General features: G+C 52.8%; 21 protein-coding genes and 1 pseudogene. 6 read left to right on the top strand and 16 right to left on the bottom strand.

Features of this window, described 5'->3' with window-relative positions; all coding sequences use genetic code 11:
• Positions 1-4: 4 nt before the first annotated feature.
• Positions 5-922 (top strand): ketopantoate reductase family protein, encoded by a 918-nt coding sequence (locus ACMHXI_RS17660; RefSeq protein WP_413735641.1) that lies wholly within the window; start codon positions 5-7, stop codon positions 920-922.
• Here the strand turns inward: ACMHXI_RS17660 and ACMHXI_RS17655 are convergent.
• The 3 genes from ACMHXI_RS17655 to ACMHXI_RS17645 form a co-directional block, all read right to left on the bottom strand.
• A complete protein-coding gene (locus tag ACMHXI_RS17655; protein WP_413735639.1) occupies positions 908-2119 on the bottom strand; it encodes a DUF819 domain-containing protein in 1212 nt (403 codons plus the stop codon). The two genes, ACMHXI_RS17660 and ACMHXI_RS17655, sit on opposite strands and share 15 nt — an antisense overlap.
• Positions 2116-3024, bottom strand: a complete 909-nt coding sequence (locus ACMHXI_RS17650; protein WP_107005946.1) for a LysR family transcriptional regulator — start codon at positions 3022-3024, stop codon at positions 2116-2118. The genes ACMHXI_RS17655 and ACMHXI_RS17650 overlap by 4 nt, the downstream gene beginning before the upstream one ends.
• A 112-nt stretch (positions 3025-3136) precedes the next feature.
• On the bottom strand, positions 3137-4153 hold the full coding sequence (locus ACMHXI_RS17645; RefSeq protein ID WP_240539408.1) for a porin: 1017 nt from the start codon (positions 4151-4153) through the stop codon (positions 3137-3139).
• A gap of 285 nt (positions 4154-4438) precedes the next feature.
• Here ACMHXI_RS17645 and ACMHXI_RS17640 point away from each other — a divergent pair, with 285 nt between their 5' ends.
• Together ACMHXI_RS17640 and ACMHXI_RS17635 are read left to right on the top strand one after the other, a co-directional pair.
• Positions 4439-6208 (top strand): flavocytochrome c, encoded by a 1770-nt coding sequence (locus ACMHXI_RS17640; protein ID WP_144380435.1) that lies wholly within the window; start codon positions 4439-4441, stop codon positions 6206-6208.
• 85 nt (positions 6209-6293) lie between these two features.
• Positions 6294-7079, top strand: coding sequence for a substrate-binding domain-containing protein (locus ACMHXI_RS17635; protein WP_045283501.1), 786 nt, complete (start codon positions 6294-6296; stop codon positions 7077-7079).
• Between the two features lies 1 nt (position 7080).
• Here ACMHXI_RS17635 and ACMHXI_RS17630 read toward each other — a convergent pair.
• The 8 genes and pseudogenes from ACMHXI_RS17630 to hemA form a co-directional block, all read right to left on the bottom strand.
• Positions 7081-7454, bottom strand: a pseudogene (locus ACMHXI_RS17630) (EamA family transporter); the annotation flags it as partial.
• Between the two features lie 133 nt (positions 7455-7587).
• Entirely contained in the window at positions 7588-8436 is an 849-nt protein-coding gene (kdsA, locus tag ACMHXI_RS17625; protein ID WP_345860776.1) for a 3-deoxy-8-phosphooctulonate synthase, read from the bottom strand.
• A 44-nt stretch (positions 8437-8480) separates the two neighbouring features.
• Positions 8481-9752 (bottom strand): DUF819 domain-containing protein, encoded by a 1272-nt coding sequence (locus ACMHXI_RS17620; protein WP_371872575.1) that lies wholly within the window; start codon positions 9750-9752, stop codon positions 8481-8483.
• 79 nt (positions 9753-9831) lie between these two features.
• Positions 9832-10623: a tetratricopeptide repeat protein gene (locus ACMHXI_RS17615; protein WP_096140857.1), complete on the bottom strand. Its 792-nt coding sequence runs from the start codon at positions 10621-10623 to the stop codon at positions 9832-9834.
• On the bottom strand, positions 10623-11018 hold the full coding sequence (locus ACMHXI_RS17610) for a SirB2 family protein (RefSeq protein ID WP_025889918.1): 396 nt from the start codon (positions 11016-11018) through the stop codon (positions 10623-10625). The genes ACMHXI_RS17615 and ACMHXI_RS17610 overlap by 1 nt, the downstream gene beginning before the upstream one ends.
• A 156-nt stretch (positions 11019-11174) precedes the next feature.
• Entirely contained in the window at positions 11175-12020 is an 846-nt protein-coding gene (gene prmC, locus ACMHXI_RS17605; protein ID WP_219001877.1) for a peptide chain release factor N(5)-glutamine methyltransferase, read from the bottom strand.
• An 11-nt stretch (positions 12021-12031) separates the two neighbouring features.
• A complete protein-coding gene (gene prfA, locus ACMHXI_RS17600; protein ID WP_025011691.1) occupies positions 12032-13117 on the bottom strand; it encodes a peptide chain release factor 1 in 1086 nt (361 codons plus the stop codon).
• 14 nt (positions 13118-13131) lie between these two features.
• Positions 13132-14382, bottom strand: a complete 1251-nt coding sequence (hemA, locus tag ACMHXI_RS17595) for a glutamyl-tRNA reductase (protein WP_028779720.1) — start codon at positions 14380-14382, stop codon at positions 13132-13134.
• A 238-nt stretch (positions 14383-14620) separates the two neighbouring features.
• Between hemA and lolB the strand changes: the two genes are divergently transcribed.
• The 3 genes from lolB to ACMHXI_RS17580 all read left to right on the top strand — a co-directional run bounded on the left by lolB (position 14621) and on the right by ACMHXI_RS17580 (position 17194).
• Positions 14621-15292, top strand: a complete 672-nt coding sequence (gene lolB / locus ACMHXI_RS17590) for a lipoprotein insertase outer membrane protein LolB (protein WP_413735634.1) — start codon at positions 14621-14623, stop codon at positions 15290-15292.
• Positions 15289-16167 (top strand): 4-(cytidine 5'-diphospho)-2-C-methyl-D-erythritol kinase, encoded by an 879-nt coding sequence (gene ispE / locus ACMHXI_RS17585; RefSeq protein ID WP_144136037.1) that lies wholly within the window; start codon positions 15289-15291, stop codon positions 16165-16167. The genes lolB and ispE overlap by 4 nt, the downstream gene beginning before the upstream one ends.
• Before the next feature lie 79 nt (positions 16168-16246).
• Positions 16247-17194, top strand: a complete 948-nt coding sequence (locus ACMHXI_RS17580) for a ribose-phosphate pyrophosphokinase (RefSeq protein ID WP_028779717.1) — start codon at positions 16247-16249, stop codon at positions 17192-17194.
• Positions 17195-17796: 602 nt separating this feature from the next.
• On the opposite strand, the gene ACMHXI_RS17575 is transcribed toward ACMHXI_RS17580, so the two are convergent.
• The 5 genes from ACMHXI_RS17575 to ACMHXI_RS17555 all read right to left on the bottom strand — a co-directional run bounded on the left by ACMHXI_RS17575 (position 17797) and on the right by ACMHXI_RS17555 (position 20426).
• Positions 17797-18159, bottom strand: coding sequence for a hypothetical protein (locus ACMHXI_RS17575; RefSeq protein WP_345855833.1), 363 nt, complete (start codon positions 18157-18159; stop codon positions 17797-17799).
• Positions 18160-18338: 179 nt separating this feature from the next.
• Positions 18339-18629: a hypothetical protein gene (locus tag ACMHXI_RS17570; RefSeq protein WP_039034289.1), complete on the bottom strand. Its 291-nt coding sequence runs from the start codon at positions 18627-18629 to the stop codon at positions 18339-18341.
• Between the two features lie 69 nt (positions 18630-18698).
• The gene (locus ACMHXI_RS17565) at positions 18699-18986 is read right to left on the bottom strand and encodes a hypothetical protein (RefSeq protein ID WP_368873262.1); all 288 of its coding nucleotides are present in this window, start codon (positions 18984-18986) and stop codon (positions 18699-18701) included.
• A complete protein-coding gene (locus ACMHXI_RS17560; protein ID WP_368873263.1) occupies positions 18979-19608 on the bottom strand; it encodes a nucleotidyltransferase domain-containing protein in 630 nt (209 codons plus the stop codon). Before ACMHXI_RS17560 ends, ACMHXI_RS17565 begins: the two co-directional genes overlap by 8 nt.
• On the bottom strand, positions 19608-20426 hold the full coding sequence (locus ACMHXI_RS17555; protein WP_368883010.1) for a pentapeptide repeat-containing protein: 819 nt from the start codon (positions 20424-20426) through the stop codon (positions 19608-19610). Before ACMHXI_RS17555 ends, ACMHXI_RS17560 begins: the two co-directional genes overlap by 1 nt.
• Positions 20427-22047: the final 1621 nt, after the last annotated feature.

The following is a 22047-nucleotide window of genomic DNA, read 5'->3' as shown; positions in this document are numbered from 1 at the left end:
CCGGATGCAGACGGGGATCCTCGGCATTGGGGCAATAGGACAACTGCTGGCACAGCAACTGGCCACAGCCGGGCTTGAACCTTGGTTATTACCAAGAGCCAACACCCCGTCATTGGCTGAGCAGGGCGAAAAGCAAGTCTATACCCTGGAGCTTGGCGACCAGAGTCTGCAAACATCCTTTCTGTGTCTGGCGCAGGACTCGAGCAAGCTCAAGCAGCTCGAGCTCTTGCTGGTCACGGTCAAAGCCTATCAGGTTGAAGCGGCGCTGGAGCCTTTGCTGCCAAAACTTCACCCGGATTGCCGCATCCTGCTGCTGCACAATGGGCTTGGCCCCCATCAAAGCCTGGCTGCCAAGCTGAATGGCCGGCCGCTGAGCCTGGGCACCACCAGCCAGGGAGCGCTGAAACTCAGCAGCAATCATATTCGCCAAACCGGCAGCGGCCTGACCCAGATAGGTGACTTAATCGGCGCCCCCATGCCAGAGGCGATGAAAACCGTTCTGCTCAATGCCATTCCCGGCAGTCAGTGGAGTGATACCATTCTCGAAGCCCTGTGGCAAAAGCTGGCGGTCAATGCCGTTATCAATCCGCTGACCGCCATTCACAGAGTCAACAACGGCGCCCTGGCCGCCCCCGAGTTTGAGGGAACAATCTGCGCCATTCTCGATGAGCTGTTACAGGTAGCCAAGCAGGAAAGCATAGCGCTGACGTTCGATACGCTGCACACCAGAGTCAAGGAAGTGATACGGCTAACCGCCGCCAACTACTCCTCCATGTATCAGGACCTCAAGCACGGCCGCAAGACGGAAATTGACTATATCAACGGTTACCTGCAGCAGCGCGCCGAGCAATATGGGCTCACACTGCCAATCAACAGCGAACTGGTGGCCCAAATAAAGGCGCTTGAATCAAATCTGCTTTAACCACTGGCCGCAGGCCCAGGCAATAAAGTTGGCCCAGGCGTAGCCAAATACCGCGATCAGAACCGCAAGAGGCACCAATGCCTGGCGATAGGCGCTGGTGACCACAGGCGCCGAAGCCGCCCCGCCAAGATTACACTGACTGGCAATGGCGAGATAACCGAATGGAAGTCTCAACACTCTCGCCGCCAGCAGCAACAAGAAGACATGCACCAGCAACCAGATAGCCCCGATAACGAAAAACCAGGGCAAAGACCAGAGCATACCGATATCCATCTTCAGCCCCATGATAGCCAACATCAGATATAGACAGGCATTACCGACTCTGTCGGCACCATAGACCGCCAGCCGCCGCGCCGGTGTCAGCGACAGGAGCACGCTGGCCGTCGTTAACCAGACCACCAGCCAGATAAAGGGAGTATGCAGGTGATAGGCTCTGGCCATAGGCCAGTGGCGGACAATCAGCTCCGCCGTCCAATCGGCGCCCCAGTGTGCCAAGCCGCCCAGCATCAGCGGCAGGCAAAAGATCAATAACCAATGATGGCTCTGTGCCAGGCGCCGTTCCGGCAAGGGCGTATCCAGCACAGTCGCCTGCGGCTCGCGGCTTCGAAGCCAGCGATTGATTTTGGTCTCGTGGGGCGCCAGCGCCAACAGTATTGCCATCCAGATCCCTGAAAGCACCACATTCACAGTAACAAAAACCGCAAAGATACTGTCACCGGCACCGAACAGTTCTTTCATCGCCATCTGATTGGCGGTGCCACCGACCCAATTACCTGCCAGGGTCGCCATGCCGCGCCAGAGGCTATCCTCCCCCTGCGGCAGCAAGAGCTCAGGCTGTATGTATCCCACCAACCACAGCGCCAGCGGCCCCCCGACAAAGACCCCCAGACTGCCGATAAAAAACAGTAGCAGCAGCTTACCGCCACAGCGCCAAATACTGCCGATATCCAGCCCCAGCAGCATCAACACCAGACACATGGGCATAAGGTAATCGACGGCAAACTTGGGTAACTGAGAGTCTTTTACCGCAATCAGCCCCATGGTGTTGAGCAGTGATGGCACGAAATAACAGGCCACCATCACGGGCAATAACCGATAACAGCGACGCCAGAAAGGGCTATTGAGACCGCTGGTGTAGAATATGCCTCCCAAGATCAGGCAAAGAATGCCAAACAGCTGAAAATCGGTTTGGATCATGCCGGCCGTTGCTCATCGAACTCGCGTTGATCCAACATAAATTCCAGAAAATTGGCCGGTAACGGGGCAAGCACTTCCTCGGCCCGGCGGATCACCCAATAGTTACGTTCAAAGTCCCAGCCGGGCAGTTCCAACTCCACCAGATCGCCACGATCCAATTCGGCATCTATCGCCATAAAGGGCAAGATACTGACCCCATAGCCAGTGGCCGTGGCGCGCTTGATGGCCCCCAGAGTTCCCATGGTGATGGTTTGCGATGGCACAATGCCAACGCTGTGCAGTAACTGCATAGCCCTGACGCGGGCAACCGTCGCGCTTTCATCCAGATACCAGACTTCACGCGACAGGCGTTCGGTATCGACAACCTCTTTAGCCAGGGGGTTATCGGCGCCGCAAACGATGCAGATCCTGTCTCTGAGCCAAGGCTCACAGCAGAGATTGGCCAGCGACGGCTTGGCGTCAACAAAGGCCAGGTCCAGTTCCCGTTCGGAGACCATCCTCTCTATGTGGCTTGAATCTTTGATCATCAAGCGAATTCCTGTGGCCGGGAAACATTGATGGAACACAGGCAAGCGCCGCGATAACACATAGTTTCCCGCAGTTTTACTGGCGCCGACCGTCAGTGTGCCACACACGCCACTGGCACTGGCGTGAAATAACTGCTGTACCTGCTGCTCTGACGCCAACATCCCGTTGGCGTATGGCAGCAACAACTCCCCCTGCGGGTTGAGCAGCAAACCTGTCGCACTGCGCTCAAACAGGCGGCACCCCAGCGCTGACTCCAACTCTTTCAGCGCCATACTGACGGCCGGAACCGACATATGCAGCTTCCTGGCAGCACGGGAGATCTGCCCTTCGGCATGTATGCACTTGAATACCAGCAGTTGTTTGAGAGTTATCTTCATCAGGGAAATCGCCGCGGTTTGGGTTGGCGTATTTTAGCAATCCCGTTACCGGGAAAAGTTGATCCAGCCGAGCCTGCGATAAGGCTCGGAAACCAGCTACAAATACTGTGACTCAGAACATGTGTTTCATCGCCAGAGTCATCAGCTTGTCGTCATACTCCGTATAGCCTCCTGCGTCGGTAAAATCGCCATCCAGATAGGTGGTTATCAAGCTGAACGTGGTGCTTTTGGAAGCTCGATAGTCCAACCCCAAAGACGCCTGCCAACTGGAGGCATCTGTCACACTGGCTTTATCAGCCAGGCTGGATACCACCTTGCCATTGCCTGAGTTGTCATACAGATATTGCGCCTTGAAACTGTATTGCTGCCAAGGGATCTCCATGCTGGCAAGCAAACTGTTGCCACTGAGATTTTGATATTTCTGCGACTCGGAATGCTGATACATAAACCCCAACTTGGCACCGGCCAAGCGAGCACCGGCAACGGCTCGCACCGCATCCAAGGCATTGAGACTATCGGCATAGGCCAGCGCCAGATACCAGGCATGTTGTTTCAATTTGGCATCACCCGCTGTCAGGCTCAGTGCATAATTGCCGTTTGAGCCATTTTGCTCCGGCAAGTTATCGGCAAATTGATAGCTCACGCCCAGCTGCACTCCATACCATTTGGGTGAGTAATAAGTAGCTGAATCTCCCAGGCGGTCATTCCCGGCGATAATTTTTGCCATATCACTGGAAGTGATATTGAATAAATCCACCTTACCTTCCGTCTTTTTAAACACAGTATCATTACGACCAAATACCAGTGTACCTAATTGGCTTTCGACACCCAGATAAGTATTACGGGATTTAAACAGCGAAGAAGTATCAAAGTAGCCGCCGTTATTACCAAACTCCATCACATAAACAATATTGATATTGTCGTTGAGTTTTTCTTTACCCTTGACACCGATAAAGGAGGCATAGTTTTCCAGATAAGCACCGTTTTCCTTTCTATCTGACAGCAAACCGCTGTCCGAGTGACTCAGTCCAAGCCAAGCCCGGCCATAAAAGTCGGGTGCAGCCTGGCTGACCAGCGGCAACAGCGAGCAGGTAATTCCAGCAATAATCGTTTTTCTTAGGTTCATCATTTTGTCTCTTTATATTTATGAGTTGAGATATGAGTAAGCGCCGAAATATAGTAAAAACTTTTATACCCATTTGAGCATTGACTGGATCACACACTCATAACAGAGACATCATTTTCAATTTTATTGAAAATGAATTAAGCGAATTCAAAACCATGAATTAAGAAAACTTGAAACCTATTTCAACAATTAATAACTCGACATCAAACTTGAGCCGCCTCACCTTTTTTTACATTTTATTTGCTCATGCTAATAACGAATCCAATAACAAATATTTTAGGGAGCAATATGAAACTCACTTATCTCAGCGGTCTGCTGGTCTGTTGCCTTTTCGGTGCAGCCGGAGTGCAGGCGGCACCTCAGGATCTGGGCAAATTTCACAGCGACAGCCAGCAAGGCTGCAAAACCTGCCATGTTTCGCCTAACAAGATTGACGACAGCGAGGCCCATGAAAATCAACAGTGCCGCAGCTGTCACGGAGACTACAGCGACCTGAAGAACCCAGCCCTGGAGATAGATCCCCACGGCTCTCACCTGGGTGATATCGCCTGTACCAGTTGCCACAAGGGGCACGAAGCACCCAAATTTTACTGCAATGAATGCCACTCTTTTGAACATAAACCCATGCCCTTTGCCGATGTCAAAGCCAAACCGGCCTGGGACAAAGAATGGGATCAGCAAAAAATTCAGCAGGCTATCGCCGCGGGACCAAAACAAAGCACAGATGTGGTGGTAATAGGTGCCGGCAGTGCCGGCTATAACGCTGCCATCAGCGCCAAACAGGCCGGAGCCAAGGTGGTATTGCTGGAAAAAGCCCCCTTCTCCGGCGGCAACTCCATGCTGGCGGCCGGTGGCTATAACGCCGTGGGTACCAAACAACAAGCCGCCCACAAGGTGGACGACCAGGTGGCCTGGTATGTGGAAGATACGATGAAAGGCGGTCGCTACGCCAACGATCCCAAGTTGGTGCAAATTCTGGCGCAGCAGTCAGCCGACGGTATCAAATGGCTTGAATCCCTCGGCGCCAATATGGATGATCTCAAACGCTCCGGAGGCGCCCGGGTGGACAGGACACACAGACCATCAGGCGGGCTCAGCGTCGGGCCACATATCATAGATGTACTACGTAAGGCCGCAGACAAAAATCAGGTGGAAACCCGCCTCAATTCACGGGCAGTGAAACTGGTAGTGAATGACGAGCAGCAGATACTCGGGGTAGTGATCCACGGTAAACACTCTGGCTATTACATGTTGGGCGCCAAATCCGTGGTGCTGGCAACCGGTGGCTATGGCATGAACAAAGAGATGATCGCCTACTATCGCCCAACCTTTAAAGGCATGACCAGTTCCAACAATATTACCGCAACCGGCGATGGCATCGAAATGGCCAAGTCCATAGGCGCCAGCATGACAGATATCGACTGGATCCAGGCACACCCAACCATAGGCAAAGACAGCCGCATCTTAATCTCTGAAACCGTGCGCGGTGTCGGGGCTATCATGGTCAACAAGGATGGCAAACGTTTTATCAACGAGTTGACCACCCGCGACCGGGCATCGGATGCCATTCTCAAGCAACCCGAACAGTTTGCCTGGTTGGTGTTCGACAACCAACTGTACAAAAAAGCCAAAATGGTACGCGGCTATGATCACCTTAAGATGTTGAAAAAGGCTGATAATGTAGCCGAGTTGGCCAAACTCACCGGCATGCAACCCAAGGCACTGGAGCAAACGGTGAGTAGTTACAACCACTCTTTCAAAGTCGGCAAAGACAGCGAATTCAACCGTGAAAATATGCCGCTTGATCTGACTCAGGCTCCCTTCTATGCGGTGAAAGTTGCTCCAGGCATTCATCACACCATGGGTGGGGTCGCCATAGATGAGAAAGCCGAGGTACTGAACCTGCAAAGCTGGCCCATCAAAGGCCTGTATGCCGCCGGAGAGGTGACGGGTGGGGTACATGGCTACAACCGTCTGGGCGGTAATGCGGTGGCCGATACGGTTATCTTCGGTCGTATCGCGGGTAAGAATGCTGCCGACAACGCGTTGGCCAAATAGGCTCCCTGCAAAGAGTGCCCTCGGCACTCTGAGCCGGCTCGCTCCCGGGCCGGCTCACTCCCCAACACACTAAGGACACACAGATATGAAGCATAAGTTCAAGAGCAAGTTACTGCTGTTGGCCCTGGGCTGTACCCTGAGCTTCGGCAGTTGGGCAGAGACATTGAAAGTGATCACTTCCGGCGGTTTTGCCGGCACCCTGACCGCGATGGAGAAGCAAATAGAACAGGATACCGGGCTGGATTTGATCATCTCATATGGCTCGTCATCCGGTGGTGCCCATGACTCCATTCCGGAGCGGCTCAAACGCAACGAAGCGTTCGATGTGTTGATCCTGTCCCAAAGCTCACTCAACAAGCTGACAGAAAAGGGCTATGTGCTCAGTGACAGCCACAGGGATCTGGTGCGTTCCCGCATAGGCATGTGCGTTAAAGCGGGCACAGCCAAGCCGGACATCAGCACAGAGGAAGCTTTTATCAAGGTGCTGCAACAAGCCGATTCGATAGGTTACTCGGCCAGCGCCAGTGGCACTTATCTGGCCAGCAAACTCTGGCCAGAGATGGGGCTGTGGCAAATGATAGAACCCAAGAGCAAAAGGGTTTTGAGTGAAAGGGTCGCCACCGTGGTCGCCAGAGGAGAATTACAGATAGGTTTTCAGCAGATAAGTGAAATACTGCCTATCGCAGGCGCCGAATTTGTCGGGCCGATCCCGGACAAATTCCAGAAGGTAACCACCTTCTCGAGTGGTATCACCCAAAGCAGCCTGCAACCTGAAGCAGCCAAACGTCTTATTGACTACCTGGCCTCGGATAAACCTTATGTACTCAGCAGCATACGCCACTCAGGGCTGGATCCTGTGGCAGCAGAGTAAATCATCCCCAAAGCACCAATACCGCGGCCAGGGCAATCAGTACCAGGCCGCCCATATCCTTGACCTTGACCCGCTGCTTGAGCCAAAGGCTGGAGATCAGCATCATAAAGAAGACTTCCACCTGCACGAGCGTTTTCACATAAGGCACGGCCGTGAGCGACATGGCACTGAACCAACCTATTGAACCCAGACAACTGCTGATACTGATGGCCAGGGTCAACCTGGGCCTTTGCCAGAGTTTTTAAGGGTCTCTTTATCTTTGATAAGAAGCCAGGCGAGCAGCAACAAGGTCTGCAGCAAAATAACCAACAAGAGTACCCAGGCGGCGCGGTGAGGAAATGGCAAGCCCAGCACCAGGCTTGCTTGCCCGATGAACCGCAAGCCATGACTGAAACGAAAAACGCCCGCAATCGCGGGCGTTTGAGACTAACACGCTAGCCAGGTGATTCGCTATTCCACCAAAGGCGCAGCTTGCAACAGCTTATGCAAGGTTAACCAAGCGCTTGGCTCAGCGACTGGTATCCAGCGCCGGGAAAGACTTCACCAGATCATCAACGGCCTTCATCTGGCTCAGATATCCTTTCAGTTGCTGCAGTGGCAAGGCACAAGGGCCATCACACTTGGCATTATCCGGGTCCGGGTGCGCTTCAATAAACAGCCCGGCCAGTCCCAGCGCCATACCGCTGCGGGCCAGTTCGGTTGCCTGGGCACGACGACCACCGGCAGAATCTTCACGGCCGCCAGGACGCTGCAGCGCATGGGTGGCATCGAAGATCACCGGGTAGCCTGATTGCTTCATCTCATCCATGCCCAGCATATCCACCACCAGGTTGTTATAACCAAAGCAGCTGCCACGCTCACAGAGAATGATCTCATCATTACCCGCTTCGTTGAATTTCTTGATGATATGCCGCATCTCATGGGGCGCCAGGAACTGAGGCTTTTTCACATTGATGATAGCCCCTGTCTTGGCCATGGCCACCACCAGATCTGTCTGACGCGCCAGGAAGGCCGGCAACTGGATGATGTCCACGACTTCGGCCACAGGCGCACACTGGTAAGGCTCATGCACATCGGTAATCAATGGCAGCTTGAAGGTATCCTTTATTTCCTGGAAGATTTTCAAACCTTCATCCATGCCGGGGCCACGATAGGAGTTGACGGATGAGCGGTTGGCCTTGTCGAAGGAGGCCTTGAACACATAAGGGATCCCCAGCTTCTGAGTGACTTCCGCATAGGTTTCGGCAATGGTCATCGCCAAGTCCCGCGACTCGAGTACATTCATGCCACCGAACAGCACAAAGGGCTTGTCATTGGCTATCTCGATAGCCCCCAGATGTATGGTTTTATTACTCATCGCAACTTCTCTCTTGAATGCCGCTCATGCGGCGTTAACTTAAATCAGCCGGCCACGGCCTGCAGCAACTGGCCACAGAGCCAGGCCATATAAGTGCCTAAAGCATAGCCGAATACCGCCAGCAGTACACCTACGGGTGCCAGTGCCGGATGGAAGGCCGCAGCCACTACGGGCGCAGACGCCGCGCCGCCAACGTTGGCCTGGCTGCCCACCGCCATGTAAAACAGCGGCGCACGGATAAGCTTGGCCACCAGCAGCATCAATCCCGAATGCACAAGCATCCAGATAATGCCCACCAGGAAGTAAATCGGCGTATCCAGAATTTGGGATACATCCATATGCAAACCGATTGTGGCCACCAGTATGTAGAGGTAGGCCGAGGCTATCTTGGAGGCGCCGGCCGCTTCCAAATGACGTGCAGGGCTGAATGACAACAGCAATCCTATGGTGGTGACGATCACCACCAGCCAGAAGAATCCGGAGGTCAGACTGTATTGTTCGGTCCAGGGATAGTTGGTTGCGAACCAGGGAGCCAGCAGGTCGGCGCCGACATGGGCCAGACCGGTAATACCAAAGCCCACAGCCACTATCAGCATAATGTCGCGCAGGCTGGGAATGCGGGCGTTTTCGGCATGATATTGCTCCACCTTGGCCTTGAGGCTTTCAATGGCGCTGGTATCTGCACCTGTCTTGGCATCTATCTCCTTGGCCCTGGATGCCATAAACAGCAGCACGGCCATCCAGATGTTGGCGACTATCACATCAACAGTGACCATCACGGAGAAGATATTGCCGCCCACTTCATAAATCTCTTTCATCGCCGCCTGGTTGGCACCACCGCCAATCCAGCTGCCGGCGAGTGTCGTCATGCCGCGCCAGACTGCGTCCGGGCCGTGGCCAGCGGTCAATGTCGGGTCGATTGCCGACATGATAAGCAGGGCAATCGGGCCACCTATGACAATGCCCATGGTGCCGGTCAAAAACATCACTACCGCCTTGGGACCCAGCCCCAGAATGGCTTTGAGGTCGACGCTGAGGATCAACAATACCAAACAGGCTGGCAGCAGATAACGGGACGCCACATAGTAAAGTTTGGAGGTACTGCCATCGACAATCCCAAAGGTATTGAGCAAGGATGGCAGGAAGTAACACAGCAACAAGGCCGGGATGAAACGGTAAAACTTTTGCCAGAAAGGATGGCTGCTGCTGTTGGTGTAAAAAACGAAGCCGAGAATGGCGGCCAGAATGCCGAGCGCGGTGGCGTCATTGGTCACCAACGCAGTCATTTCAGTGGCCGCCTGTGAGGTACTGCTCATAGGTCCTATCTCCCTTGCGATTGCAATTTATTGTTTTATTTTAATATTTATATTTTTCTCACTGCCCTCACGGGCAGGTTCAATGGAAGGTTTGAGGGTCGTCTCCCAATTCTCTGAGTTGCATCTTCACCAGCTCGACCACAGGGTCGTGCGGGCTGTTGTCGACAAAATACTGCAGATCGGCGCTGGCGACATGAATCGCCCCCAGTTGCTGGGCAATAAAGGCGCGCTCCCGATGCAGGCTGAGATCGTCGGCATGCCATTCAAGCAGCAAATTGCAGCACTCCATCGCGACTTCAAATTCATGGGCGACTATGGCACCGGCCTTGAGTTCATGCAGCATGCGGGTCATCAGCCTCTGGGTGCCAACCGGCTTGAGGTAAGACGCCTTCAGCGGCGCACTGTTGCCAAGCTCGCCGCGAACCAGGGCATGCAAGCGCTCTTTGCTGAGGCGCTCCCCCCGAAGCGGGTCGAGATAGATGAGTTCACCGGCCACGTGGCAGGCCAGCACTGTGGTGCCCGGCAACAGCACAGGGTCGAATTTCAAGTCCAGCTGTTTGCCAAGCAACATAAGCACAGTTGCCAACGTGGTGCTGTTCCCCTGGCGGCTGAGAATACACTGGCCGAGATCGGCCGCCTGCCGGGAAAAATAATCTTCTCTGGGGGCAAACCCCAGATCCTTGTAAAACCAATTCAGCAGCGCCTGAAAGCGCCGCTGCTGATCGACCAGATAATGACTGAGCACTGAGCCGGACAGTTCCAGCCAGGCCCAGTTGGCCTGTTTGGCCAGGCCAAAGCCCAGATGTTGGCAAAGCTCAAATGCCGACTCGGGCAGAGAGAGTTCGTCTTGCTTAAGAGAATATTGTTGCATTACCCCAGAATTACCGCTTGTTTGAAGTGTGCCAGTTTTGCCGCATAAACCACCCAGCCCAGAGCACCGAGGAAGGCGAAGATCCGGAAGATCAGATTACGGTTGGACTTGAGCGCCATCACGCCCAGCAGTATGTAAGCGACCACTGCGCCTATCTTCTCCGTCATCCATGGATCGACGAAGGGATACTGCTTGATCATAAAACACAGAGTCAATCCGGACAGCAGCAGGAAAGTATCGATCACATGGGGACCTACCTTCAGCAGTTTCTTGTCCATAATGGCTGACTGACGCAGCTTAAGCACGAAACGCACAATGAACAGCAATACGCTGACGGCGATCAGGGTCATGTGCAGGTGTTTAACTGCCGGATACAGGCTGTAAAAAGTTTCCATCGGATAGCTATCTGTAGGTGAACAAAGGCGACAGTGTACCCTATCGCAGTGCTCAGCACCAAGGCCAAGCCGCTGTCGAAAAGGCGGAATTATGACAGGAAATGGGGACGATATCGGCGGTTTTCAAGCCCGGGAGATAACCCCGGGCACAGACACTCAACCGGGCCAAAAACCCAGGGTGCATCTATCATTGGAGCCAAAGTCGCGCACTGTGGCCACCTGCTGATAACCGAGCTCGGCAAGTTTTTCCCTGAGGTTCACGGCCTGGGCATAACCATGCTCCAGCAGCAGATAACCGCCCGGCAGCAGGTGCTCCCTGGCATGGGCTGCGATATGGAACAGGTCGGCAAAGCCCTGATCGGCGGCGGTCAAGGCGCTGCGGGGTTCGAAGCGCACATCGCCCATCTCAAGATGCTCGTCATCCTCCTCGATATAGGGAGGGTTGGAAACAATCAGCTGGAACTTACGCCCCTGAACCGCCGAAAACCAGTCGCTCTGGAGGATCTCCACCTGCGGCAGTTTCAAATTATCCCGGTTGGCACAGGCCAGCTCCACCGCGGCCTCGACCTTATCAACAGCAGTCACCTGCCAGCCTTGTCGCTCATGGGCCAGTGCCAGCGCTATAGCGCCGGTACCTGTGCCGAGATCCAGCACGGCGATATCATCTGAAAGCGGCAGGTTGAGCGCGGTTTCCACCAGAATTTCGGTGTCCGGGCGCGGAATAAGAGTGGATTCGTTGACGATAAAAGGCAGTGACCAGAACTCGCGCTCACCGACAATATGGGCCACGGGCACGCCTTGGCTGCGACGCTGCACCATCTGGGTGAACTGCTTGTGCTGCTCGGCCGACAAACTTCTTTCGGGCCAGGTATAGATAAAACTGCGGCTCTTGCCCAAGCAATGCAGTAACAGGGCTTCGGCATCTGCATGGGCAGACTCGGACGATGTGGCCAGCATAGAAGAGGCCCATTGCAGGGCCTCGGCAATATTGAGTTTAGTCACAGACAGTCCTTTTATTCGTCGGACAGAGCCGCCAGCATGTCGGCCTGATGCTCTTGCATCAAGGGCTCAAGCAGCTGCTCCAAGTCTCCTTCTATCACCTCGTTGAGGCGGTACAGTGTCAGGTTGATCCTGTGGTCGCTCACCCTTCCCTGAGGGAAATTATAGGTGCGGATCCGCTCTGAGCGGTCACCGCTGCCCACCAGAGAGCGACGGGTAGATTCTTCGGCGCTGCGGCGCTTTTCATCTTCGGCCGCCTGCAAACGGGCCGCCAGTACGCTCAAGGCCTGAGCCTTGTTCTTGTGCTGCGAGCGCTGATCCTGGCATTCCACCACCAAGCCTGTGGGCAAGTGGGTAATACGAATCGCCGAGTCGGTTTTGTTAACGTGCTGACCACCGGCACCGGAAGAGCGGAAGGTATCGATACGCAGCTCGGCCGGGTTGATTTCCACCGCCTGGGCCTCGGGCACTTCGTGCATAACGGCCACGGTACAGGCCGAGGTGTGCACCCGCCCCTGAGATTCGGTTTCCGGCACCCTTTGTACCCTGTGACCACCGGACTCAAACTTGAGTTTGCCGTAAACACCGTCACCGCTGACCTTGGCAATCACCTCTTTGAAACCGCCATGCTCGCCCTCGCTGGCGCTCATGACTTCGACCTGCCAGCGCTGGCTCTCGGCATAACGGCTGTACATACGGAAAAGATCACCGGCAAAGATAGCGGCTTCATCACCACCGGCACCGGCACGGATTTCCAGAAAGGCGTTGCTGGCATCATTGGGATCTTTGGGCAACAGCAGAATTTGCAACTCGCCTTCCAGCTGCTCCAGCTGAGCGCGGGCCGCCTTGATCTCTTCCTGAGCCATCTCTTTCAGCTCAGGATCTTCCTCGGCCAGCATCTCCTGTGCGGTTTGCAGATCCGCCTGCGCCTGCTGGTAGGCCTTAAAGCCTTTGACCACATCTTCAAGCTGAGCATATTCCCGTGACAGGGCTCTGAACCTGTCCTGATCCGCTATGACATCTGCGTCACTGAGCAGGGCCAATACTTCTTCATTACGCTCAAGCAAGCCTTCCAGCTTGCGGATAACGGATTCCTTCATTTAGCTCGCTAACCTTAGTGTTTATCCAAGCCGAGCGCGGTTCTCAATTGACCCAAAGCATTGAGATCACCCTGACGACTGGCTGCAGTCAGGGCCTGGGTCGGTGCATGGATCAGTCGGTTGGTCAGACGGTTGGCCAGTTCCAGCAGCACCTGCTCTGTGTCTGCTCCCTGCGCCAACTTGTTCATTGCCCGTTCAACCAGCTCATCTTTAATCGCCATGCTCTGGGTACGATATTCGCGAATGCTGTCGACCGATTCCAGTGAGCGAACCCACTCCATAAACTGGTGTGAATGCTCTTCGGCAATGACTTCCGCTTGCTCGGCGGCCTCTCTACGGGAGGCCATATTCTGTTCGATTATGCTTTGCAGATCATCGACCGTGTATAGGAAAGCATCGTCCAAATCACCGACTTCTGCCTCAATATCACGGGGAACCGCTATATCAACCAATAACATAGGTTGATGGCGGCGCTGCTTAAGCGCTTTTTCTACCATGCCCTTGCCCAGGATGGGCAGCGGACTGGCGGTAGAGGATATCACGATATCGGCCTTGGGGAGAAAATCTGGTATCTGCTCCAGGGTAATCGCCTGGGCATTGAACTCTTCGCACATGGCTTCGGCGCGGGAAATGGTGCGGTTGGCCACCACCATGCTGGTGACGCCGTTTTCCTTCAGGTGGCGGGCAACCAGTTCTATGGTTTCACCGGCGCCAATGAGCAGCACCTTGGTCGCAGCCAGAGAAGAGAAGATATGTTTGGCCATGCTGACGGCGGCAAAGGCAACGGAAACCGCCGCTGTGCCGATTTCCGTTTCGGTGCGCACCTTCTTGGCCACGGCAAAAGTATTTTGAAACAGACGATCCAGTGTCAGTGCCACTGTGCCGGATTCCTTGGCCTTGGCAAACGCCTGTTTGACCTGACCGAGGATCTGCGGTTCGCCCAGCACCAGAGAGTCGAGCCCGGATGCAACCCGCATCAGGTGTTGCACCGCGGGTTGACCACAGTGTTGGTAGAGGCAAGGGGCCACCTCTTCATGGCTCAGGCCATGATAGTCTTCCAACCAACGCACAACCTGCTCGGCATTTTCTGTGTTGCAGTAAAGCTCGGTGCGGTTACAGGTGGAAACGATGACGGCTTCCCCGCTCTGAGTCTCCTTGGCCAGGCTGCGCATGGCTTCATGGATCTTGTCCGGGGCAAAGGCAACTTTCTCACGCAGGTCAACAGTGGCGGTTTTATGGTTTATACCAATTGCTACAAGGCTCATCTGAACTCGTTCTGGACTCTTGGCGTCGCTGTAGGATGCGGCCATTCTACTGAATTGGCCACCTTAAAAACAGAATACGCTTAACAAAACCGAATAAAGGTCTAACTTCTCAACCAATTTATCAATTAAGCTGAACAGGCGCTGGCAAAAGCCACAAGGGCGACACCAGAGGGGTCGGCGCTTATTGGTATTCTGCCAAAGCCCTCGTATCATAGGCGGCCAACACAGTGAACAACAGATGATTATTTTGAAGTACTTCACAAAAACCTGTTTTACACCTCTGTCGACCCTGCGTCTGCTGTTGCCCCTGCTGCTCCTTGGCCTGCTCAGCGCCTGTAGCAGCCTGCCCGATGCCCGCTGGCAGGCGACTCAAATCAAGCACGCAGAACAAGCCAAGGCCTGGGAGCTGAAAGGCAAGCTGGCGGTAAAAACTCCCGAGGAAAAATTCAGCACCAATCTCTATTGGCTGCATACCCCAACGACAGAAGAGCTGAGACTCACCACCATGTTGGGCACCAGTGTGATGCTGCTGAAAAGTGGCCCGGACGGCGCCTTACTGGAGTTGGATGGTGAAGTCTACCGCGACCGAGACCCGCAGCGTTTACTCGATGGCCTCAGCCGTTGGAGCGTCCCCCTTAACGCCCTGCCCCGCTGGGTGCTTGGCCTCAGCGCCGCCGACACTGAACTCGTGCTCACAAACAATGACGGTAAACCCCAAAGCCTGGAAGATGGCAGCGTCAGCCCTCCGTGGCAGGTGAAGTATCTCAACTGGCAGCAACAAAGCGGTGCCGATATTCCGCGCCTTCTCAAACTCAATCGCGGCGCGCTCGAACTCAAGATCCAGTTAACCGAGTGGCAGGCACTCGAAGCCCAGAGCACACTCACCACCAAGGAAAGCCAGCAGCCATGAGTCCTCTAGACCAAACATCCAAACCCAATAGTCTTTCGCTTGGCTGGCCGGCCCCGGCCAAGCTTAATCTGTTTTTGCATATCAATGGTCGCCGGGAAGATGGCTACCATGAACTGCAGACCCTGTTTCAGTTTCTCGACCATGGCGATCTGTTGGACTTTAAAGTCACCGCCAATGGCGAGCTCAAACTACACTCCAATCTCGGCGCTGCTGTCCCGGATAGCGATAACTTAATTCTCAAGGCCGCAAAATCATTGCAGCAAGCCAGCGGATGTAAACTGGGGGCCGAGATATGGCTCGACAAGAAACTGCCCATGGGCGGCGGTCTGGGGGGCGGCTCGTCGGACGCGGCCACCACTCTGGTGGCCCTCAACGCCCTGTGGCAAACCGGCCTGAGTGAAACCGAACTTGCGCAAATTGGTTTAAAACTCGGCGCTGATGTTCCTGTTTTCATTAAGGGTTTGGCGGCCTTTGCCGAAGGGGTCGGCGAAAAACTTCAGCCGGTGGAACCGGCCGAACCTTGGTACCTGGTGCTGGTTCCCGAGGCCCATGTCTCCACTGAAAAAGTGTTCCATGATCCTGATTTACCAAGAGATACTCCCAAGCTCTCTCTGGAGCAACTGCTGAGTGCCCCTTGGCAAAACGACTGTCAGGCGCTGGTATGTCGCCATTACCCTCAAGTTGCCAAGGCCTTGGGCTGGCTGCTAGAATATGCGCCGTCCAGAATGACCGGAACCGGTGCCTGCGTGTTCGGGGAGTTCGAAAAACAGCAACAAGCTCTCGATTGTCTGGCACAGCTGCCACCATCTTTCAAAGGCTTTGTTGCCAAAGGGATAAATAGATCGCCGCTTCAGAGTCGACTGGCTCGCCTCTGAACAGTTTCTTCCGGGATGAAGCGGTCCGCCGTTTTTTGTCCCAGCCACTAAAATAAAGCAAACGCCTGAGGTTCATACAGTGCCCGACATCAAGCTCTTTGCTGGGAACGCTACCCCCAGTCTCGCCAAAAAGATAGCCGACCGTCTTTTTTGTAAACTCGGAGACGCAGAGGTAGGCCGTTTCAGCGATGGTGAAATCAGTGTCCAGATAAACGAAAATGTACGTGGTGCTGATGTGTTTATCATTCAGTCCACCTGCGCACCAACCAACGACAACCTGATGGAGTTGATCGTAATGGTTGATGCCCTGCGCCGCGCTTCAGCCGGCCGTATCACAGCCGTTATCCCTTACTTTGGTTATGCCCGTCAGGACCGCCGTGTCCGCAGCGCCCGTGTACCCATTACCGCCAAAGTGGTTGCCGATTTCCTCTCCAGCGTGGGTGTCGACAGAGTACTGACCTGTGACCTGCACGCCGAGCAGATCCAGGGCTTCTTCGATGTACCGGTAGACAACGTCTTCGGTAGCCCAGTGCTGCTGGAAGATATGCTGGCCAAGAAACTGGATAACCCTGTTGTTGTTTCCCCCGATATCGGTGGTGTTGTTCGCGCCCGCGCCGTAGCCAAGCTGCTCGACGACTCAGATCTGGCGATCATCGACAAGCGTCGCCCACAGGCCAACGTGGCTCAGGTAATGCACATCATAGGTGACGTTCAAGGCCGTGACTGCATCATAGTTGATGACATGATCGACACAGGTGGCACTCTGTGTAAGGCTGCTGAAGCCCTGAAAGAACACGGCGCCAACCGCGTCTTTGCTTATGCGACCCACCCGGTATTCTCCGGCAATGCCGCCAGCAACATAGTAAATTCAGTGATTGACGAAGTCATAGTGACTGACACTGTGCCCTTGAGCCCAGAAATGCTCAAGACAGGCAAAGTGAGCCAGTTGACCATGTCAGCGGTACTGGCCGAGGCTATCCGCCGCGTCAGCAACGAAGAATCTATCTCTGCCATGTTCCAGCACTAAGCTGACATGCAGAGTTAACAAGAAACGCACCTTTGGGTGCGTTTTTTTATGCTTGATATCTGGGTTGCCATAATATGGCCCATCAGCTGCGGGGTGGATAGGCAGGAAGCCTGAATGCCGTGAAGAATAGGATGTTCGAGAAAGGCCCTTTCGCACAGGCGATACAGTGACACGGCGAGAGTTGCATAGCAACACCACGACTTTAGGTCACTGGCACAGTGGCTAGCATTGCTTTAAGCCTTAAATCCCTCGTCAATACTTGCCGGGCTTTTGACCACAGATGTAACCCATCACCTGCGGTGCGCCTTTCGCACAGGCGATCCTGTGACTCGCTGCGAGTACGTCCCTGTAAGCTCTGCCTCGCCATCCCTGGCTCGGAAGGTCACAGTTCCACCTGTGCCTAGAAAATAGGCGTATGTCTGCAAACACTTCAGATGTTTCAAGCTACTCAGCGCTAACAGAATTGCACTAATCCCCCCTCGGTGTCGCCGACAGCCGTTGGCACAAATAACGTGGCTAAGGAGTTCCTCTCGGGAAATAATAGCTATCACAATTAGCGAAATAATGATTGGCGAAATACCAGAGTCACTTGTTAAGTATCCTTAGACCCAATACCTCCCCATGACTAGAATCGGCAACCATATTGAACTTGACATAATTAGTGAGCTTGTTAATAGGAATATTAAAGAAAAAGCAAAATAATGACCTGCAAACACTCGAGCATCACTTACAGGGTGCAGCCTTACTGCAAGAATCATCACACGGCTTAACTCTTTAATTTTAACTATTTGGCATTCTATCCAAAGTTTCATGGGCTTAATCATGATGAGGATACATGTAAAGGCTACTTCTACACCAGCAACATCCATAAACAAGAGCAATTCAGGTATAAATGGAGTAAGAGCTAATATGATTAGCAGCATCAAAATTTTTTTGCTTTTAGAACTAAATTTAAAAAATTTCACAATATTCCCTTCCTTGGGGGTTACCTAGACATAATGATTCCCTGTGCAAGTGTCGGACTGCAAAATCAAAATAAGGACACTCATAATTCTTGCTCAGCTAATGCTGGGTGTCTATGTTGTTGCCAGCACTTCTCTATCTGTCCATTAATAATGGGTGTCTTTGTTATTTTTTTATTTTGTTAACTGTTTTGTATTTGCTGATTATAGAATTCACAGCGTTCCTCTAAGCCCATAGACTTTGCAGCATCTTTGAGCTTTACCCAAATTTCTTCTGGAGGCTTACTTGTTGCCTCAAGTGCTGCTTCTTCTAGCATATCCAGTGCTAGTTCTAGCTCGTTGTGATCAAGGTATTCATCGTACTCGGCGATATATTTGCCAACACCCGGGCATTCACAAAGAACTGCACGAGCCTCACTCAACAAAGCGATAGTAATCTTCCACTTTTTTTCCAATTCTTCTCTGAAGCTCATATGACAGTTAACGCTTGGCTTTGCGGCGCACCGAAGCGCAGCATAGGTGCGTCCGACAACAGCCACTGGTTATACCGCACCCGCAAGTGCGGCAACGGCTTCAATAATTTTATCCCTTCTCAACTCGTATTCACTACTCACTGGCTCTTGGCTACGAGTAGCCATAAAAAATAGCTCCGATGAGATATTCTTCAGTAGGTTAACCACTCTAGAAGATGGCCCAAGTCGGTTGTTCACCGCCCAACGGTCAATCGCACTGGAGGACAGTCCGAAGAGCTTTTCGTCAAGATCCAGTCTTGAGTTGACCATGTTCAGAACATGTCTTTGAGTCGCCATTCGGCTAACAAATTCATCCATTTAAATTTACCTCATGGCATAGTTCATCGATCCAAGATCGGCAGCGCTTCAACTCCGGCAATAGAATCGCCAGATCGATATCACCAATACTGTCCCCGGCTCCTCTCGTTGAAAGCAGGCGAGCCTGCATTAGCAAAGAGTAAACATTCTCATCAACATCCAGGCTTCTCGAGCCAAGCCTTCTCGCCGAATCCCTTCCGAAGGTTGGGCTGTCCATCCTCGAAAGCGAATAGCAGGTTGCGATATTCCGCAAAGCTAGAAAAATGGTTGAAAGTTCAAACACGAGACTCGGCGCGCCTTTTTGAACAGACTGGAATGAGGATTCAAATATATCTCGAAATTTCAAGCAATCGGCTACTGCTCCCGAGTATTTAGACGGCGACCCCAAGCTCTTCAGAAAGTCAGCCCCATCAGCGGCGTAAATCAGGCGGCTCTCGAGAGACAGATGCCAAGCGAATGCATTACCAGCTTTCCAGAGCTCAAGTATTCTCGCATACGAATAAATCGAAAATGTCTCAGGATTGAGGCGAGAATCCCGACCTTCCACAAGGGCCAGCAGATCAACATCAGAGTCAACAGAAATATCACCGCGACAAATTGAGCCAAAAGCGTAGATATGCATTATCGACGACTAAACCGTTTAACCAAAATTGACACCAAGCAGGCAAGCATTACATACCTCAAAGCCGCGATGCCTGCTAATAGCAGGCCTGAAAACCCATCTGGCTTAGCGACACCAAGGAATACTTGCGGAGCATTTTTTACTGCCTCAGCGTAACTGGTCAGTGAGGCTGGATCCTTTAAGAAATAAACCTCGCCCAATGCAATAGCCAATATTACCAAAAGCAACGTTCTAAGCAGCTTTATGAAGCTTTCACCATTCCCCCAGAACGCATCAAGCAATACAAAATCAAGCCACTCTAAGAAAGCCTTAATTCGCGCTACACCTGGGTAATGCTTTCGGTAATAGGCCTCACGAGAGCGCCAAGCTTTATACAAATGAACACGACCGGCCTCAAGTTCAATTTTAATCGCCTTGTTTGCAGCAACTGAATTTCCAATTTGATGGAAATTCACCCTAAGCGTTCTCGCAAATTTCTGCTGAAGGTTTTCCTGTCCGGGGCATCCTGTATCAAGAATCTCGGGCTCTACTTGCGTTTGGGAAAACTCTGCGTAATCAAACACGCAGCCATCAAACTTACTACCTCTAAGGTTTGAGTTAGTAAATTTACACCCAACAAATTTGCAAGAATCAAAAACACACTTATGCAAGTATGCTGAGTCGAACTGAGAGTAGCTGAAATCGCAATCTGTGAAGCGCTTCTTTTTAGCAACCAAACGCTCAAATTGTTTGTTTCTCAGGTTTACGCCTTTAAGGTCATGGGCGATAGCTTGGTCTTGGATAGTTTCCCTGCCCGTAGGGCGAAAATGATCATTCATGCCGTGAGACTCATCCTTCATACGGTATAACAGCTGTATAGTGCGCATGCGCGTTTTAGTCCTCGGAGGAGTGTAAACGCGCATCTCTATCTGTTTGTATTAGCTGGATATAATGCAATTTAGTCCTAATATCCCTTACAGCTAAACGCGCATGCGCGGTTTCCAAACCTATTATCTACCAGCTGTATTTTTTAACGTTATGAATTTAATGTTATTTTCTAAAATGTTACAGAAATAACGCGCAAACTTAGCTGCAAATTTCCGGCATTTTGTCCGGAACGTCAATAATACTGTATAGAAAATCAGTTCTGAGGAGCTTGTCATAAGCGCTTCAAGCAGTACAACCAAGGGCCCTACAACCCAGGCCTTACAAAAAACGTTGAGTAAAACCATGGCTACCGCACGGGTCCAAACTCCGTTTGTCCCAGCATTCCGTTGAATACGGAAAAGTGTTGCTGCTTTCGGCTTTAAGCTTAAGGAAGTACTAAAACTAAGCATTTGAATTAGTTATACAATAGCCAGCATTGAATGTTAAAACAATTAGCCAAAGGTCAAGTTTTGACAAAGGCAACAAAACCCTGATTTGGGTTGTTTTTGCAACAGAATTGACTGGGTGTTTGCATTCTTCCCTGTTTTCAACGGTCACAGTCCCACCAGAACTGGAGCCAGAGCCTGAAAATGAGCTGCATTTCTGTAAGCACTTCAGATATTTCAAGCTACTCCATTCTCACAGAATTGCAGCAACTCCCGCTCGAAGCGGCCACAGGGCATTAATGACAATCGCGTAGCGAGGCATGGCCGTTCACGGGCGTCCTGCCCTTCACGGCATTGGGACTCCTGTCCGGCAGATGCTGACGCAGCTCAGTCGAATCAGGGGCGAGTGTCGCATAGCGACATGCTTACGAGCGAGAGCCAGGGATGGCGAACTGGCCCTTGTGCATGGATGCACTTGCTCCACGACTTTAAGCCGCTGGCACGGCGGCTATCATAGCTCCCAGCTAAAAGTTCCTAAGTTAGTACTGGCCGAGCTTCCGGCCACGATGTAGCCAATCACCTGCGGTGCGCCTTTCGCACAGGCGATCCTGTGACACGGCGTGAATACGTCCATGTAGCCTCGACGAAAACGTCCCTGTTTTCGACGGTCACAGTTCCGCCTGTGCCTGGAAATGAGGTGTATGTCTGCAGACTCTTCAGATGTTTCAAGCTACTCAGCGCTAACAGAATTGCACCAATTTCCCCCTTCGGAGCCGCCGCTGGCGTTGTTGCAAATTGGCGTTGCCGAGACAGGGATGTCGAGGCTCGAAGGTCGAGCAAGGAGGCGAGTCCTGAGTGTAGCCAATTTGCTTCATAAGCCAGTGGGGATTTCGGCTACGTCGGGGTGTCTTTGGGGATGCAAGGGGCTTTGGACAAGCAAAGCCCCTGCCCGGTGTGGTGTGGAACACCACGACTTTACGCCGCTGGCACAGCGGCTAGCATGGCTTTAAGCCAAACTCACCAATGAGCTTGGTCCTAGCGGCTAGCTAAGTTGTAACCCATCACCTGCGGTGCGCCTTTCGCACAGGCGATCCTGTGACTCGCTGCGAGTACGTCCCTGTAAGCTCTGCCTCGCCATCCCTGGCTC

It is taken from the genome of Shewanella sp. BJSY2023SW005 (assembly GCF_047314585.1).
Classification (GTDB): domain Bacteria; phylum Pseudomonadota; class Gammaproteobacteria; order Enterobacterales; family Shewanellaceae; genus Shewanella; species Shewanella algae.
This window is presented reverse-complemented; position numbering and strand designations above follow the sequence as displayed.